Source organism: Halomonas sp. HMF6819 (assembly GCF_044335525.1).
Lineage (GTDB): Bacteria > Pseudomonadota > Gammaproteobacteria > Pseudomonadales > Halomonadaceae > Vreelandella.
The window spans coordinates 281,652-298,870 of the sequence record NZ_JBIQVY010000004.1; the positions used below are offsets into that span (position 1 = coordinate 281,652).

Consider the following 17,219-nt stretch of genomic DNA (forward strand, 5'->3'; position numbering starts at 1 on the left):
GCCTGAAAAAATTAATTCTACACTCCTAAAATCGGTATCCTTGGTTAGCATGTTCATGCTGGTGCTCATTTCAGTAACATTGTTTACTGGGGTAGTCACAAGATATGTATTCTCTTATTCAATCCCGGAGTTGGAAGTCTTAAGGAAGTTTTCTTTGCTGTGGCTTGTGTTTTTGGGTTCTGCAATAGCCGTAAAGGAAAAGGCTCATTTAGAGATTGATATACTTTCGGATTATCTAAGCGAAACAGGAGCGAAGATTAGGAATATCATCGTCTACCTGCTTACGCTCGTGGGTATCGTAATACTAGTTTTTATTGGCGTTGCTGCTTTTAAGTCAGGTGTGATGCGGTCGGAACTCGTGTCGATTCGATTTCTGTCTTCACCACCCTCTCTAATTTATTATTATTCAGCATTCTTGGTAGGCTCGGCACTTATGCTTTACTTTCATCTATTCAATTCCAAGGGGCTATTTTTTAAAAAGCACAAGAAAGAGGTTAAAGGTAAATGATTCTACTAACCATCATTTCTGTTTTCCTTGCTTGCTTATTGATTGGGGTTCCTGTTGCGTTCAGTATAGTTATTGCCGCAGCTATTCCCATCATCTTCGAGCCGCTCGTAAGCTTGACTCAAGCTAGTTCCGTCATGATTGAGTCTTTTTCAAGCTTTACATTACTGGCAATTCCGCTCTTTATTTTTTGCGGTGCACTGCTGAATCTCACAAAAGTAACTGATGATTTAATCTATATATCCAAGGCCCTTGTAGGTAATCTGAAAGGTAGTTTGGCTCATATAAATATTGTAACAAGTGTGTTTTTTGGAGCAATATCCGGTTCTTCAGTAGCAGACGTCGCATCGCTGGGTCGAATTTTAATACCTGCCATGGTGAAAGCAGGTTACAGTAAGGAGTTTGCAGCAACTATAACCGCTGCATCTTCTACTATTGGGTCGATAATACCACCTAGTATTCTATTGATAGTATACGGCGCGTTGTCTCAGACGTCAGTTGCTGCCTTGTTTATAGCAGGGATTATTCCAGGTGTGTTGATTGGTGCAACACAAATGTTTTATGCCTATTACTATGCCCATAAAAACAATGTTGGACCTGTGAGCAATGAACTACTTGGGTTGAGTGCAGATGATAAACTTTCTAAGCGATTGGCGTTAAAGAAAAGTATTTTTCCGGCTAGTTTGTTTATAATTGTCATTGCTGGAATCATGGCAGGCATATTTACGGCGACTGAAGCCGCCGCTATTGCCGTGGTGTATGTATTTTTTGTAGCCTTTTTTGTTAAAAAGGAAAGAAGTTTTAAAAACTATAAAGAAGTTACGCATAGGGCTGTTACAGATTCAGCGTCTATCTATATACTGATCGCTGCTGCTTCTTTTTTATCTTGGGTACTGTCGTATTATCAAGCGCTGGATCCAGTGATTAATTTTATTATTGAAAATAATTTTAATGGCTTTACTTTTTTGTTAGTGCTGGTGCTGCTGTATTTTATCCTGGGTACTTTTATGGAGCCAAATTCAGCAATGCTGATTTTTGTACCCATGTCTGTTCCTGTAATACGCGAACTAGGCATCGATCCGGTCGTTGCAGGTATTGTAACGGTGATGGCTATCCGTTTGGGTACGGTAACGCCACCCTATGGACTGTCGACTTTATTGTCAGCAAAAATAGCTAATACAAACGTATTAAAAATGATGAAGCATATTGTAATTTTTGTCGTTATCTATCTCATATCAATACTTAGTATTATTGTTTTTCCGAAGATTGTGACGTTTCTTCCTGACTTATTGATGTAATAAATCACTATTAATACTGAGTTGATTTTGAGGCTTATGACGATGATTTTAGCGGATAAGGTAGCGATCATAACGGGAGCGAGCAGAGGTATAGGCAAAAGTATTGCTCACACGCTGGCTAATAATGGAGCTTCTTTAGCTATTGTCGGTACAAATTCAGAGCTATTGAATGAAGTTAGCAGCAATGTAGAGAAAATGGATAGAGAGTGCCTTGTATTTACTGGAGACGTTACAAGGCCTGAAACTGCAGAGGAGGTTGCCAGAAAGACAGCGGAACATTATGGGAGAATTGACGTATTGGTCAATAACGCTGGCATTAATATGCGTAGTGCAACCCTGGATGTTACTTTAGAGGATTGGCATCATGTGATCAATGTCAATTTAAACGGTAATTTCTATTTTAGTAAAGCGGTTCTGCCTTATATGATCGAAAAAAGTTACGGGAAAATTGTTAACGTTAGCTCCAGTACCGCTAAGTCTGGTCATAAAAACGCCGCTCCTTCGTACGGAGCATCCAAAGCTGGTGTTGATTATTTGACAAGGCACCTTGCTATTGAAATGGCAAAATATAATATTAACGTCAATGGCGTGAGCCCAGGTCCGATTGAAACGGATATGATTAAGCAATGGACGGATGATTATTATGACCAGGTTCTATCTAAGGTGCCTCTTGGAAGATTGGGAACGCCTCAAAATGTAGCGGATTCTGTGCTTTTTCTTTCCTCAAGCATGTCTGACTTTATAACGGGTGAAATTATGAATGTTAATGGTGGAACCTACATAAATTGATTGTTGTAAGAATATCTTAAACACAAGCGCTTTTTTCTGATACAAGGTGTGGGTACTGGGAACATACCAGTACTGCAGTTTAAGACCTGACAGATACCGTCAAAGAAGTCTACGCCGCTTTTAGTAATACCAGTCCCGTTAACACTGCTACTGAAATAAGGCGTTTTTGTTAATCGGTAAGCCATACGAACTTTGGAAGAAAGCCGTTCCAGAAAAGGCTTAAACGGACAACTCACGAAAGGGCGTTTTCTTTCGTACGGTAAGCAGATGTCATCAGGCCAGGGCCGCTAGGGTAAAGCGGTCCTGGCCTTCTGGCGAGTGGTTCAAGAAACCTCTTCTACACTTGCCGCCTCCAGCACCGCGTGAAGCAGTACGTTGGCGCCGGCGTGAACGTGCTCGGGCGTAGCGCTTTCCGCCTCGTTATGGCTAATGCCGTCCTTGCAGGGAATGAAGATCATCGCCGCTGGGGCGACCCGGCCGATAAACATCGCGTCGTGGCCGGCACCGCTGATGATATCCCGATGAGACAAACCCAGCGCCTCAGCGGCGCGGCGTACGGCGTCGATGCAGCCTTCATCGAAGTGCTCGGGAGCGAAGTTGGCGGTTGGTGTGAGTTCATACTCGAGACCGTGGCGCTGGCAAATCTCGGCGATGGCGTCGCTCACGGCTTGGCTCATGGCGTTAAGCTCGTTCGGTTCCCAGTGGCGCATGTCCAGCGTCATTTTGACCTGGCCGGGAATCACGTTGCGCGAGCCGGGGTGAAGCGCCATGTAGCCTACCGTGCCACGGCCGTGGGGCTGGTGCGCGTTGGCAATGCGGTTCAGCGCTTGGGTCACTTCGGCGGCGCCCATCATGGCGTCGCGGCGCAGGTTCATGGGCGTGGGGCCTGCATGGGCTTCCAGGCCGGTTAGCGTCAGGTCGAACCACTGCTGGCCCAGCCCGCCCATCACCACGCCAATCGTCGTCTCGGTATCTTCCAGAATCGGCCCTTGCTCGATATGCGGCTCGAAATAGGCGGCGATCTCATCGGTCGAGACGTGGTCGCTGCCGCGATAGCCGATCGCATCCAGAGCGTCGCTCGCCGACACGTCATCGCCATCGCGGCGCGCCATCATCTCTTCAAAATCGAGTTGCCCGGCAAATACGCCGGAGCCCATCATGCAGGGCGGAAAGCGGCAGCCCTCTTCGTTGGTCCAGGCCGCGATCTCTACCGGCGCGCGGGTTTTGATATCGTGCTGGTTGAGCGTGCGGATGACTTCAAGACTCGCCAACACGCCGAAGGCACCGTCGTATTTCCCGCCCGTGGGTTGGCTATCCAAGTGGCTGCCAGCCATCACCGTTTTCGCATCCGGGTCGCTGCCTTCCCGGCGGGCGAAGATATTGCCGATGCGATCCACTCGAATGGTGCAGCCTTCGGCCCGGCACCACTCGATAAACAGGTCCCGCCCTTGGCGGTCCAGGTCGGTCAACGCCTGACGATTGACGCCACCCTTGGCCGTGGCACCAAGCTTCGCCATTTCCATCATCGATGCCCAAAGGCGGTCGCTGTCGGTGCGTAATCGGATTGACGTATCAGGCTGGGTAAACGAGTTCATGAAGGCTCCTGGGTCAGTGTGCGCGGAAGAAGCGGCGGCTCACATCTTTTTATTGATCTACTGCTCATCGTAGAGGCAAGACCTCGTTTGTTACGTATGAATTGGTTAACGTGAGCGAAAGAAAAATATGATTTGATAAACATTTGGCTTACCGCATGCTCGGATCATGTCCCATTGCTGTGGAGCCAGGCACCATGTTTGGATTAAAGAATAAATCGTCGTCATCTTCTTCGACGGACGCGGGCAGCGAAACGCCGCTCAACCACCACTACTGGATGCCCTATAGCGGCAACCGCGATTTTCGCGCGAACCCGCGGGTCATTACCGGCGCCGAGGGGCGCTATTACATTGACGACCAGGGGCGCAAGCTTTTCGATTCGCTCTCCGGGCTCTGGACCTGCGGGGCCGGGCACAACCGCGAGGAAATCCAGCAGGCGGTCTCGAAGCAGCTCGGCTCGCTCGACTTCGCGCCGGGCTTTCAGATCGGCCATCCGCTAGCGTTCGAACTTGCCGAGAAAATCGCAAGCCTCACGCCCAAAGGGCTCGATCACGTGTTTTTCACCAACTCCGGGTCGGACGCGGCGGACACTTCGATCAAGATGGCCAAGGCCTACTGGCGCCTGAAGGGGAGACCTGAGAAGACGCGGCTGATCGGCCGAGCCAAGGGGTATCACGGCGTCAATATCGGCGGCACGAGCTTGGGCGGCATCGGCGGTAACCGCAAACACTACGGGCAGCTGATGGATGTCACCCATCTGCCCCACACGCTGCAGGCAGGGCACGCGTTTACCCGCGGCCAGGCCGAGACCGGCGCTGAGCTGGCCGATGCGCTGCTCGACCAGATCGCCCTGCACGACGCCTCGAACATCGCGGCGGTGATCGTCGAGCCCATGTCCGGCTCCGCCGGCGTCATCGTGCCGCCGAAAGGGTATCTGGATCGGCTGCGTAAGATCTGTACCGAGCACGACATCCTGCTGATTTTCGATGAAGTGATCACTGCCTTCGGGCGCAGCGGGGCGCGTACCGGCGCCGAGGCGTTTGGCGTCACGCCGGACATCATGAACGTGGCCAAGCAGGTGACCAACGGCGCCGTACCCATGGGCGCGGTGATCGCAAGCCACGAGATCTTCGATACCTTCATGCACGGCGGTGGCCCGGCCCATGCCATCGAGTTCCCCCACGGCTACACCTACAGCGCCCACCCAGTGGCCTGCGCGGCGGGGCTGGCGTCCCTCGGGATGCTCGAACGCGAGGACTTCCCGGCCCAGGTGCGCAGCATTGCCCCGGCCTTCGAGGAAAAACTACACGCCCTGAAGGGCCGCCCTCACGTGGTGGACATTCGCAACTATGGGCTGGCCGGCGCCCTGCAGCTGGCCCCGCGCGATGGCGACCCGACCATCCGCCCAAGGGATGCGCATTTGGCGCTGTGGGAGGCGGGCTTCTACGTGCGCTTTGGCGGCGACACGCTGCAGTTCGGCCCGCCTTTCGGCACCACCGAGGCCGAACTCGAGCGGCTTTTTGACGCCGTCGCCACCACCTTGGACGCCTTGGCTTAACCAATTGGAGAACACACGATGGATTTAGTGGCCCACCTGATCAACGGCGAATCCGTTAACAGCGCGTCGACGTTTGACGTCACCAACCCCTCTACCGGCGAGGTGATTCGCCAAGTGGCGGAGGGTCGCCGCGAGGACGTCGAGCGCGCCATCGCCGCCGCCCAAGCGGCGTTTCCCGCCTGGCGCGATACGCCGCCGGCCAAGCGCGCCCAGGTCATGTACCGCTTCAAGCAGCTTTTGGAAGACAACGCCGAGCGGCTGGTGAGGCTTGTCAGCGAAGAGCACGGCAAGACGCCGGAAGACGCCTTGGGCGAGCTCAAGCGTGGTATTGAAAACGTCGAGTATGCCTGCGGCGTGCCGGAGCTTTTGAAAGGCGAGTACTCTCACAACGTCGGCCCAGGGATCGATGCGTGGTCGAACTTTCAGCCGCTGGGCGTGGTAGCGGGCATCACGCCGTTCAACTTCCCCGCCATGGTGCCGCTGTGGATGTATCCCATGGCGATCGCCTGCGGCAACACCTTCGTGCTCAAGCCGTCGGAAAAGGACCCGAGCGCGGCGCACGCCGTGGCGGCGCTGCTGAAAGAGGCCGGTCTGCCGGACGGCGTGATGAACGTGGTGCACGGCGGGCGCGAGGCGGTCGAAACGCTGCTGGATGCCAAGACGATCAAGGCGATTTCGTTCGTCGGCTCGACCCCGGTAGCCGAGGCGATCTACAGCCGTGGCACGGCGAACGGCAAGCGCGTCCAGGCCTTGGGCGGGGCCAAGAACCACGCCGTGGTGCTGCCGGATGCGGATCTTGAAAACGCCGCCAACACGCTGATGGGCGCGGCGTTTGGCAGCTGCGGCGAGCGCTGCATGGCGATCTCGGTCGCGGTGTGCGTGGGCGATGAAACCGCCGACCGGCTGGTCGAGACGATGCTGCCTAAAATCGCCGAGCTCAAGGTCGGCCCCGGCACCGATAAAGGCCTGGACATGGGCCCGCTGGTCACCGCTGAGCACCGCGACAAGGTGCTCAGCTACATTGCAGACGGTGAAAACGCCGGCGCCAAACTGGTTGCCGATGGTCGCGAGCTATCAGTAAAAGGCCATGAAAACGGCTACTTCGTCGGCGGCTGCCTGTTCGATCACGTCACCGCCAATATGCGCATTTACCAGGAAGAGATCTTCGGCCCGGTGCTGTGCGTGGTGCGCGTGGGAAGCCTCGATGATGCCATGCAACTGATCAACGACCACGAATACGGCAACGGCACGTGCCTGTTCACCCGCGACGGCGAGGCCGCCCGGCGCTTCACCGACGGCATCGAGGTCGGCATGGTCGGCGTCAACGTGCCGCTGCCGGTACCGGTGGCCTACCACAGCTTCGGCGGCTGGAAGCGCTCGCTGTTCGGCGACCTGCACGCCTACGGGCCGGACTCCGTGCGTTTTTATACCCGTCGCAAGGCGGTCTCCCAGCGCTGGCCCTCCGTATCCGAGGCGACCCGCGCCGAGTTCCCCTTCCCTGCCAACCAGAGTTGACGTCCTCGCCCAACCAGGACATCGTTTCAGCACCGCCTTCGGGCGGTGCTTTTTTTGGCCGTCCTTTTGCGCACCGAGCGCTGGTGGCCGGTCGTTTTTTATCGTTTCGCGTCAGAGGGCAGAGCCACGCGTGCCAAGAACCCAGGAAGAGATTCGCCAGACCAACGTCAGAAACATTCTTCAGGCCGCCGAACGGCTGTTTGCCGAAAAAGGCTATGCGGGAGCCTCGATGGGCGAGATCGCCGCGCTGGCCGGGCTGCCCAAGTCCAACGTGCACTACTACTTCTCGACCAAAAAGGCGCTTTATCAGGAAGTGCTGCTGTCGCTTCTGGAATTGTGGAAACAGGATGCGCTCTGCTTCGAGCTTTATGACGACCCGCGCGTGGTGCTCTCGACCTACATTCGCGCCAAAATGAACCACTCGCGCTACCGTGCCCACGGCTCGAAGATCTGGGCCATGGAAGTCATGCAGGGCGCGCCCATACTCGGCAAGCGCCTGCGAGAGAACCTTTTCGACTGGGCCAAGCTGAAAGAGGCCAAGATCCGCGAGTGGGTAAAGACGAATCAGATCGCCTCGGTGGAGCCGTCGCACCTGCTCTATATGATCTGGGCCTCGACCCAGCACTACGCGGATTTCGACTACCAGATCGGCCTGCTCAACGACGATCAACCGCTGGATGACCTGCAGTTCGAAAAGGCGGTGCAGACGGTCACCTCGGTGATTTTGCGCGGGATTGGGCTGACCACATGATTCATTCGAAGCAAAAGAAGGTAACCGGCATACACGAGTAAATTATGGCATTTATGGAGGACCATCAGGCTAACCCTGGAATCTTATAATTGAGAAAAGCGCTATCTTTAATGCTTGTAAGCTGTTTATTGTTATAGGTAAAAATAAAACACTAGCACAATGGTATCGGTGATGGTTTCTCCGGGGTTCGCTAAAATATACATTGGATAGCGGACGATATTGCGAATAGAGGAATAATGAGTGTTTCTAGCATTGAACGATAGCGAGCATGGCGAGCGAACTGAAAAGGGTGGCCTATCCAGCGTGGCCTATGAAGCTATCATGCGCATGATTCTCGCGCGCGAGCTCTCGGGTGGCGATATTATCCAGGAGAGACGCTTGGCGGATGAGTTGGATATGTCACGCACACCTGTACGTGAGGCGTTGCGACGACTGGAAGCGGAAGGGTGGCTAATAAGGCTGAATGCGCGCACGATTGGCGTTAAAAAGATCGCGATCAATGAATATGTAGCAGCACTGCAGGTTAGAGAGCTATTGGAGCCCGAAGCGGCTTCCTTGGCGGCGACCAAGTTCGGTACACCGATGATCACCGAGTGGGCAAAAAAGCTCGATGCTATCAGGCATTCGAAACAGGCCGGACTCAAGCAGCAATGGGAATTCGACCAAACACTTCATATGGGCATTGCGCAGGCAACGGGAAATGAAGTGTTGTTCAAAATTATATCGGAACTCAGGAAAACGACTCAGATTTTTGAGAACCAGACCCTGCCAGCTCGTTCTTTCCCAGGCTACGATGCTCACTTGGCGATCATTGAGGCCATCGTGACGGGTGATTCTGATAAGGCGCGACAAGCGATGCAGCTTCATTTACGTGAAACCAGGAAGAATATATTCGAAGCAATCTAATTTAACTTTATATTTGAGGCTCAAATTTGGTGCGTTATACCTTTGTTTAGTAGGCCGTTGCGCTACCCAATTCAAAGCCTTGGAAGGCTAAATAACTTTCTGATCGTTAATTAAACGTATTTGTGCACAAGATCTGTGCAAATTAATTCTTAAAGCCACTTTTTGATGCAATGGAGTAAATATCTCTTGTAAGAATCAATGGTTGACAGCTGGTATACCACTGGTCTACAAATGAATAATAACTTCAAAGAGGAACAATTATGAAAAACTCTATAGCGTTTGGAATTGCTTTGTTTACTGTGACTTGCTCAACTCTTTCCTGGGCTGAGACCTTGACGCTAACGGCGGGTCATTCGGCCAACCTTAGTGAGCCCTATCAGAAAGGGTTGGAGAAGTTCGCCGAGGTTGTCGAACGGGAAACCAATGGTGATGTCACTGTGCAAATATTCCCCAATAACCAGTTGGGTAATGAGCGTGAGATGATTGAAGGTGTTCTCATGAACACGCTTGATATCGCTGTACCTACAAATGGTGTACTGACCAACTTTGTCTCTGAACTGTCACTTTTCGATCTACCGTTTCTGTTTGACGACCGTCAGCATATGTACGAGGTATTGGACGGTGAAGTAGGGAACCGTTTGGCCTCATCAATGCAGGAAAATGGCTTTCGTCTACTGGGTTTTTACGAGGCAGGGGTTCGCCATATCGTGACCCAAGCGCCGGTCAACAGTATCGAAGATCTGGACCGCCAGAGCATTCGGACCATGCAGATTCCGGCGCATGTGGCCGCATTCAACGAGTTCGGTGCTAATGCGACACCACTGGCCTACAGCGAACTCTATGCCGCGCTGGAATCGGGCGTAGTAGACGGCGCCGAAGCGGCTTTTACCAACTATCAGGCACAGCGCTTTTATGAAGTGGCGCCGTATCTTGCTGAAGTGAGCTGGACAACACTAGTGGCGGACCTCGTGATGTCTGAACAGCGCTTCCAGAGTTTGCCTGAAAACGTGCAGCAAGCCTTGTTAGTAGCTGGTCAAGAGTCTGCAGAGTATGAGCGCCAGGTATATGCGGATATGGATGCGCGTATTCGCGAGGAGCTTTTGAGCGCGGGTGTCGAATTCACTCAGCCCGACTTGGCACCTTTCCGCGAGAGATCTCAAGCGGTCTATGACGAGTTTGTCGATACGGACCAAAAACAAGAACTCTTGGATGAGATCGAGCAATTACGTTAACCCATAAAGGGCTATTCATTATTCGTTTGAATAGCCCTGCGTATCGGGAATGAATTATGACCCCCATAGTGCAATGGGCAGAGCGTCTGCTCCAGTGTGTCCGGCTATTGATATCGACGTGTGTCATCGTTTTATTTGCCTATATGGTCATTGCGATATTAACGCTCGTAGCGGGCCGATATATTTTCGACTTTTCCATCGCAGGTGCGGCGGAATCGGCTACTTTCGCTCAGATATGGGTCATCTTTTTGGCCGCCGGACTGGCCATGCGTGAACGGCTTCACATCGGCGTCGATATTTTATACGAAGCCTTGCCGGACATTCTCAAGCGCGTTACCGCGCTATTGATACTGGTGCTGGGAAGTTGGTTCTTGTGGTTAGCCATTTTAGGTAGTCAGCGGCTATTGCAAATCGGTCAAATGCAAACTTCTTCGGCGCTAGGGATCCCCATGTGGATTCCCTATCTTTCTCTGCCTGTAGGGCTTGGCTATTTCTTCCTCGAGTTCTTGATCGCCTATTTGAAGAAAATTTTCTTCAAAACATCAATCGATAATGCTGAGAAAGATAAAGAGGGCGCCACGTCATGATAACGGTCATTTTGTTATTCCTGGTGCTTTTGATCCTGGGCGCTCCCATTGTTTTTACCATGGGGGTATCCGCTAGTTTAGTGTTGATGGGAGAGGGGATTCCCAGCAGTATCATTTCTCAGCGCCTGTTCGCGGGGCTGGATAGTTTTACCATCATGGCAATTCCCTTTTTCGTTCTGTCTGGGCTGTTGATGGAGCGGGGCGGCATTGCTAAACGTATGATCGACTTCGCGACCGCCCTGGTGGGCTGGATTCGCGGCTCTCTGCTGCTGGTTTCCGTCGTCTCTGGTACAGGACTTGCTGCCGTCTCGGGATCAGGGTCTGCCGATACGGCCGCGACTGCGTCACTCATGCTGCCCGAAATGAGAAAACGCCGTTACGATATCGATTTCGCTGCCGGATTGATGGCGGCGGCGGGCTCTCTCGGACCGGTTATACCACCCTCTATCATGATGATCGTTCTGGCATCGGTGGGTAACGTTTCCGTAGGCGATATGTTCATCGCAGGCGTAGTACCTGGCTTTCTAATGGCTCTCGGTCTATTGCTGGCGGGCTATTTCCATGCTCGTCGTCACGGCGGCGTTTATAGCCAAGTACAGCCTTTCTCTCTTCGCGAACTGGGTAGCACAGCGCTTAAGGCCATTCCGGCGTTTCTGATGCCGTTGATCATCATCGGCGGGATCATTGGTGGCGTCTTCACTCCGACTGAAGCGGCCTCGGTGGCCGTGGCAACGGGGCTGCTGGTAGGGCTTCTGATCTATCGTGAGTTGAAGCTGCGCGATTTGCCCGGACTGATATTGCGGGCAGCCAGCATCTCTGCGTCCGTGATGATGATTATCGCCGTGGCCAACATCTTTTCCTGGCTGGTGGCTCGGGAGGGTGTGCCCCAGCTACTAGTAGAGTTTCTGCAGTCCGTCTCTGATAACCCTCTGATCTTTCTGGCCATGCTCAATGTCGGTCTGATCTTTATCGGAATGTTCATGGAAAGTATTGCCGCGATACTGATTTTGGTACCGGTACTCATGCCGGTGGCGCAGAGCTATGGCATCGACCCACTGCATTTAGGGATCGTCATCATCATCAACCTTTCTATCGGAATGGTCACGCCGCCCTATGGCATTACGTTATTCGTGGCTAGCAGTATCGCCCAGCGTCCAATCATGCGTGTGGCTTCAAAGATCATTCTGCCGCTGAGCTTCATGATCGCCGTGCTCCTACTAGTGACCTATGTGCCTTATATCGTAACCGCCTTACCTGATTTCTTTAGAACCCGTTAACGTTGAGCCGGAGATCCAAATGTCGCAGTTCGCTGGTACTTATAGTGTGCTTATCACCCCGTTCGATAACGATTTGAATGTAGATGTCGAAAGATTACGCTCGTTTATTGATTGGCAAATCGAGCAGGGTATCCATGGCTTAATTCCTCTCGGTAGTACCGGGGAGTTTCTCTCGATGACGGACGAAGAGCGCCGCTTGGTGGCCAAGACCGTCATCGATCAGACCGCTGGCCGCGTGCCGGTACTGGTGGGCACCGGGGCGGAAAACACGAATGATGTTGTTCGTTATAGCCGCGAGGCCGAAGAGCTGGGTGCCGATGGCTTGATGATTATCCCGCCTTTCTATAGCTGTCCGACGGAAGACGAGCTTTACCATCATTACAAGCAGGTGTCGGATGCCGTTTCTCTGCCGATCATGATCTACAACAACCCCAACGCGGCGAATGTGGATATGCAGCCTGAAACGGTTGCCCGACTCGCCGAGATCGAGAACGTGTCATATATCAAGGAGTCCACGCTCGAGATAACTCGAGTGCGCGACATCCTAAGACTCTGCGGTGACAAGATCGGCGTGTTCGGCGGCGTGCTGGGCTTCGAGTCTTACGTGGAAGGCGCGATCGGCTGGGTAGCGGTGGGCTCCAATGTGATGCCTGCCGAATTCGCTGACCTTTATACGGCAACAGTCGTGGAAAAGGATCTGGATCGCGCCCGGGAGGTGTACCACCGTATCCTTCCCATTATCGATTTCGTCTTTGGCCATCGCTATGTATCGGGTACCAAGGCGTTACTTGAGTCGATGGGCAAAAGCGTTGGTCACCCTCGCCCGCCACGGCTTCCTTCGCCCGCCGAAGACAAGGCGTGGGCAGATCGCATCGTTAGCACTCTTTCGCTGAAGTAGGGACTGATATGGACGCGCTGGGACGAAAGGTCGTTAAGAAGGCACCAGAGGTTACCTTCACATTCGAAGGTGAACAGCTAAGTGCTCTGGAGGGCCAGAGCCTGGCTTCGGCACTCGTGGGTACCGGCCATTTGTCTCAGCGCGAGGGTCGCTTGGGTGGTAAGCACGGTCACTACTGCGGTATGGGGGCGTGTTTCGAGTGCCTGGTCAACGTGGACGGGCGTCATGGCGTGCGTGCGTGCATGACACCGGTTCAGCAAGGGCTGGTGGTCAAGCATCATCCCTACAAAAGCCCCTTGGCTTACGAGCCAGCCGAGCCGACATCCTTCAAAACTTCGCACGAGCGCGTGACGACCGATGTGCTGGTCATCGGCGCAGGCCCCGCCGGTCTGCAAGCGGCGCTCTCGGCCCGACAGACCAGCGCAGATGTTCTTTTGATCGATGAGCGCGCAAGCCTTGGCGGCCAGTATTTCAAGCAGCTCTCATCGGCCTATACAACGGGAAAAGGCATCGCACCCGATAAACAAATGCAGGCAGGTCGCTCGCTGATAGAGACGCTAGTAAAGGCTGATGTAAAGCCTTGGCATAACACGCTCGTTTGGGGCGCGTTTCGAGAGCATCCCGACCAGATAAAGATCGGCGTTGAACGAGAAGGTGTCGCTATGATTATCGAGCCCCGGGCCGTTGTTATAGCGACCGGTGCCACTGAACGACCATATCCTGTTCCAGGGTGGACACTGCCCGGCGTCATGACCACCGGAGGGTTGCAAACTCTGCTGCGTTCCTACCGAACGGCGCCCCCGGGGCCCGTGCTGATCGCTGGTAACGGTCCGCTTAATCTGCAGGTCGCTGCAGAGTTGGTTTCTGCCGGGGTCGAGGTGGCGGGCGTGGTGGAAAGTGCTAGCCTCACTTCCCTGACCGCGCTTGCTCAAACGGGTCAAGCGACGCGTCACGCGCCCGCGTTGATAGGTGCTGGGCTTGGCTACCTGCTGACGCTCAAACGAGCCCGTGTCCCAATCTTCGACGGCTACACGGTCGCGGCGATCGAAGGGGATGGCGGGGTCGAAAGCGTGGTTATAGCCCCCGTCACCTCGACGGGGGAGCTTGGCGAATCGACCCGACGCCTTCAGGTGAAAGCGATAGGTCTTGGATACGGTTTTCAACCGCAGGCCGAAATTGGTCGGCTGCTGGGTGTCGAGCATTTCTATGCGCCCGCCATGGCCTCTGTTACCAAAGTGCTTTCGGCAGATAGGGCGGAAGACGGTAGCTGCAATGTACCCGGCGTTTTCATCGCCGGTGAGGCGGGTGGCTTTGGTGGTGCTCAGTTGGCGCTTGCCCAAGGCGCACTGGCGGGAGCTGCCGCCGCCAAACACTGTGGCTATAAGGTGAGCGCAGACCTTGCGAGCTGGCATGCGCAACAGCGAAAGCATCGACGTTTTCAAAAAGCACTTTGGAGTGCCTTTGCCTCTCCCTTGAAGCCGTTGGCGGGGCTTACCGACGAGACGGTCGTTTGTCGCTGCGAAGGTATTACGGCCGGCGATATTTTTGCCGGGCGCGAAGCCTGTAGTGATGTGGCCTCTATCAAGCGCCAGACTCGAGCCGGCATGGGGCGTTGCCAAGGGCGGTACTGCGCCGCGACGGTCAGTCTTCTTATCGCCAGCGATAGACAAGGTAGCCAATTCGACCTGCCGGCTCCGCAGAATCCAATCAAGCCTGTTGCCATTGGTGCTCTGGCCATCGAGAAGGGCGAGTGGGCCGGACACCGACGCGTAGAGACGCCGAGTGCATCGGGTCATCATGAGATTGACACCTCACAGCCGGCCATCGAGGTCGATGTACTGGTGATCGGTGCTGGTGTGGCGGGAAGTTCAACCGCGATGTCCCTTGCCCGTCAGGGCGTTGAGGTAGCGGTGCTGGATCGCGGATTGCCTAATGGCGAAGCCTCGGGCGGTAACGCGGGCAGTCTGCACGTTCAATTGCTGTCGTTCGATTTCGGGACAAAGGCCGAAGGCGGCGGCGGGCCTGCCGCCAGCACGCTACCACTGCAACAGGCGAGTGCCTCGCTTTGGGAAACGTTGGCCGGTGAGCTCGACGAGGACATCGAATTCAAACGCAGCGGCGGCCTCATGGTGGCGGAAAACGAAACACAGCTGCGTTTTCTGGAACGTAAAGCGGCGCTCGAACGCTCGCTGGGTATCGATACCCGGATCATTGAGCGTGCTGATGTCGAGCGCAAACTGCCCGCTATTTCAGAGGCCGTGATCGGTGGTGCGTGGTGCGCTGAGGAGGGCAAGATCAATCCTTTGTTGGCGACACCGGCTCTGGTCCGGGCGGCAACTTTGGCCGGAGCGCACTTTTACACCGGTGAGGCGGTACAGACGATTGAGCGAGCCAACGGGAAATGGCAGATCGGCACCCAAAGCGGGCGTATCTATCGCGCTTCTCGGGTTGTCAATGCGGCCGGTGCCTGGGCGGGCGACATAGGCAAGTTGGCGGGAATAAACGTTCCGGTACATGCGGCGCCTTTGCAAATGATTGTCACCGAAGCGGCGGAGCCGGTCGTGGATGTGCTTCTTGCACACGCCGACCGACACCTAACGCTCAAGCAGGCGGCGAACGGCAATGTCATTATCGGCGGCGGCTGGCCTGCGGGTCTCAGCATTCCTTTTGGATATCAGCGTCCGTTGCTCGATAGTATCGAAGGCAATTTGTGGGTGGCGCGACACGTGCTCCCGGCCTTGGGCCAGTTGCGTGTACTGCGTAGCTGGGCGGCGATCAATATCAATATCGATGGTGCACCGATTCTGGGAGAGGCACCCCAACTTCCCGGTTTTTACAATGCAGTGACGTCCAATGGTTTTACTTTGGGGCCACTGGTGGGTCAGATCACGGCGGATCTGATCACGCGTGGAAAAAGCGATTGGAATCTCGCGCCTTTTTCTTTGGAGCGCTTTGAAGGGAAGAACATCTCGTGACGGCAGTAACTGCTGCCACGCAGCGCCCGCTTCGTGGCATTGCATGCATGCTGGCGGCCGCGGCACTGTTCGTTGCCATGGACTCGTTAGCCAAATACTTGGGTGATCGCTACTCCCCTGTACAGCTGGCGTGGTCACGCTACAGCGTACATTTGGTCGTACTGGTGCTGTTGCTTGCCTTGATGGGGCGACTTAACCGTACCGATCTTGCAAGTCAGGCACCTTGGGGGCAGTTAGGGCGAGGACTACTGCTGCTCGGTGCTACGATATTTGCCTATCTGTCTGTTCGTGTGCTGCCGCTTACGCAAGTCTATGTCGTCAATTTCAGTTCGCCGCTAATCGTCACGCTATTGGCGATACCGCTTTTGAACGAACGCGTTGGCTTTAAACGCATTCTGGCGGTTTTGGGCGGATTTTCGGGCGTGTTGATCGCCGTTCAACCCGACGTGGGTGGTTCAAGCAGCGAGCTTTTACTACCCGTAGCCATGGCTTTCTGCTTTGCGCTTTATCAATTGGCGACACGGTATTTTGCCGCCCAGGATTCAGCACTGATCTCTCTGCTTTATACCGCCGCTGCCGGAGGCGTCGTATGCACACTGGCGGTGCCTTTTTTTTGGGTGCCCATTCAGCATCAGGATATCGCTTTGTTCATCCTGATCGGAGTGCTAGGGGCATTAAGTCATTTTGCGTTGATCGAAGCCATGCGCTCGGCGTCAGCGTCGCTGGTCTCTCCCTTTTTATATTCGCAGCTAATATGGGCCACTTTCATTGGCTACTGGTTTTTCGGCGACTATCCCACAAAAGCCACGTTTATCGGGGCGGGGATCGTCGCCTTGGCAGGCGGTTATCTCATTATCAACGAGCGTCATTGACACTAAACGAAGAGGAAATTTGCATGAGCGAGCAATCCAAAACAGTACGTATGTTCGTCAATGGACAGGCAATGTCGGGTGGCAGCATCAATTTTGCGTTAAAGGATGCGAAGTTTCTTGGAGCTATCAGTACCGCTGCCAAGTACCGCTTTTACTCCGTACGTGATGAGTTTCCGGGCCTATGGTCTGTCGAGCAAGGTGGACAATCGATTCCGGGGGAGCTTTACGAAGTGACTTACGCACAACTTCGGGATTCATTACTCCCTAACGAACCCTCCGAACTGGAGCTGGGAGTTATCGAAATGGAAGACGGTAGTGGTTCGTTGAGCATGAAGATGCGAGCTGAGGAAATCGATGCTGAAGGCGTGGTGGATATTACCGATGAGGGTGGATGGCTGAAGTACCTTGCCCGAAAGGCATAACGGTTCGTTGACCGAGTAGCGATAGGACACTCACTGGCTCA

Annotated in this window: 15 protein-coding genes; 14 read left to right on the plus strand and 1 reads right to left on the minus strand. The window is 54.1% G+C overall.

Annotated elements, in window-relative coordinates; translation table 11 throughout:
* Window positions 1–55: 55 nt before the first annotated feature.
* From ACGLWX_RS13625 to ACGLWX_RS13635, 3 genes are read left to right on the plus strand one after another with little or no spacing between them, the layout of a single operon-like run.
* Complete coding sequence (locus tag ACGLWX_RS13625) at window positions 56–508, plus strand: TRAP transporter small permease (protein WP_396240436.1); 453 nt, start codon at window positions 56–58, stop codon at window positions 506–508.
* Entirely contained in the window at window positions 505–1,803 is a 1,299-nt protein-coding gene (locus ACGLWX_RS13630; RefSeq protein ID WP_396240438.1) for a TRAP transporter large permease, read from the plus strand. The genes ACGLWX_RS13625 and ACGLWX_RS13630 overlap by 4 nt, the downstream gene beginning before the upstream one ends.
* 36 nt (window positions 1,804–1,839) lie before the next feature.
* Window positions 1,840–2,592 carry an SDR family NAD(P)-dependent oxidoreductase gene (locus tag ACGLWX_RS13635; protein WP_396240440.1) on the plus strand — a complete coding sequence of 251 codons (753 nt, stop codon included), beginning with the start codon at window positions 1,840–1,842 and terminating at the stop codon, window positions 2,590–2,592.
* A 323-nt stretch (window positions 2,593–2,915) separates the two neighbouring features.
* Here ACGLWX_RS13635 and ACGLWX_RS13640 read toward each other — a convergent pair whose 3' ends face one another.
* Window positions 2,916–4,187, minus strand: coding sequence for a Zn-dependent hydrolase (locus ACGLWX_RS13640; RefSeq protein WP_396240442.1), 1,272 nt, complete (start codon window positions 4,185–4,187; stop codon window positions 2,916–2,918).
* 194 nt (window positions 4,188–4,381) lie between these two features.
* Here ACGLWX_RS13640 and ACGLWX_RS13645 point away from each other — a divergent pair, with 194 nt between their 5' ends.
* The 11 genes from ACGLWX_RS13645 (at window position 4,382) to ACGLWX_RS13695 (ending at window position 17,178) form a co-directional block, all read left to right on the plus strand.
* A complete protein-coding gene (locus ACGLWX_RS13645; protein ID WP_396240444.1) occupies window positions 4,382–5,743 on the plus strand; it encodes an aspartate aminotransferase family protein in 1,362 nt (453 codons plus the stop codon).
* 18 nt (window positions 5,744–5,761) lie between these two features.
* Window positions 5,762–7,258, plus strand: coding sequence for a CoA-acylating methylmalonate-semialdehyde dehydrogenase (locus ACGLWX_RS13650; RefSeq protein WP_396240446.1), 1,497 nt, complete (start codon window positions 5,762–5,764; stop codon window positions 7,256–7,258).
* Window positions 7,259–7,388: 130 nt separating this feature from the next.
* On the plus strand, window positions 7,389–8,009 hold the full coding sequence (locus tag ACGLWX_RS13655) for a TetR/AcrR family transcriptional regulator (protein WP_396240448.1): 621 nt from the start codon (window positions 7,389–7,391) through the stop codon (window positions 8,007–8,009).
* Between the two features lie 240 nt (window positions 8,010–8,249).
* Window positions 8,250–8,915 (plus strand): GntR family transcriptional regulator, encoded by a 666-nt coding sequence (locus ACGLWX_RS13660; RefSeq protein ID WP_252106052.1) that lies wholly within the window; start codon window positions 8,250–8,252, stop codon window positions 8,913–8,915.
* 260 nt (window positions 8,916–9,175) lie between these two features.
* Complete coding sequence (locus tag ACGLWX_RS13665; RefSeq protein ID WP_252106053.1) at window positions 9,176–10,147, plus strand: TRAP transporter substrate-binding protein; 972 nt, start codon at window positions 9,176–9,178, stop codon at window positions 10,145–10,147.
* 56 nt (window positions 10,148–10,203) lie between these two features.
* The gene (locus tag ACGLWX_RS13670; RefSeq protein WP_252106054.1) at window positions 10,204–10,734 is read left to right on the plus strand and encodes a TRAP transporter small permease; all 531 of its coding nucleotides are present in this window, start codon (window positions 10,204–10,206) and stop codon (window positions 10,732–10,734) included.
* Window positions 10,731–12,011, plus strand: coding sequence for a TRAP transporter large permease (locus tag ACGLWX_RS13675; protein WP_252106055.1), 1,281 nt, complete (start codon window positions 10,731–10,733; stop codon window positions 12,009–12,011). The genes ACGLWX_RS13670 and ACGLWX_RS13675 overlap by 4 nt, the downstream gene beginning before the upstream one ends.
* A 19-nt stretch (window positions 12,012–12,030) precedes the next feature.
* Window positions 12,031–12,909, plus strand: a complete 879-nt coding sequence (gene dapA / locus ACGLWX_RS13680) for a 4-hydroxy-tetrahydrodipicolinate synthase (RefSeq protein ID WP_396240450.1) — start codon at window positions 12,031–12,033, stop codon at window positions 12,907–12,909.
* Between the two features lie 8 nt (window positions 12,910–12,917).
* On the plus strand, window positions 12,918–15,884 hold the full coding sequence (locus ACGLWX_RS13685) for an FAD-dependent oxidoreductase (RefSeq protein ID WP_396240452.1): 2,967 nt from the start codon (window positions 12,918–12,920) through the stop codon (window positions 15,882–15,884).
* Window positions 15,881–16,756: a DMT family transporter gene (locus ACGLWX_RS13690; RefSeq protein WP_396240454.1), complete on the plus strand. Its 876-nt coding sequence runs from the start codon at window positions 15,881–15,883 to the stop codon at window positions 16,754–16,756. Before ACGLWX_RS13685 ends, ACGLWX_RS13690 begins: the two co-directional genes overlap by 4 nt.
* 23 nt (window positions 16,757–16,779) lie before the next feature.
* Window positions 16,780–17,178 carry a gamma-glutamylcyclotransferase gene (locus ACGLWX_RS13695; protein ID WP_252106059.1) on the plus strand — a complete coding sequence of 133 codons (399 nt, stop codon included), beginning with the start codon at window positions 16,780–16,782 and terminating at the stop codon, window positions 17,176–17,178.
* Window positions 17,179–17,219 lie beyond the last annotated feature (41 nt).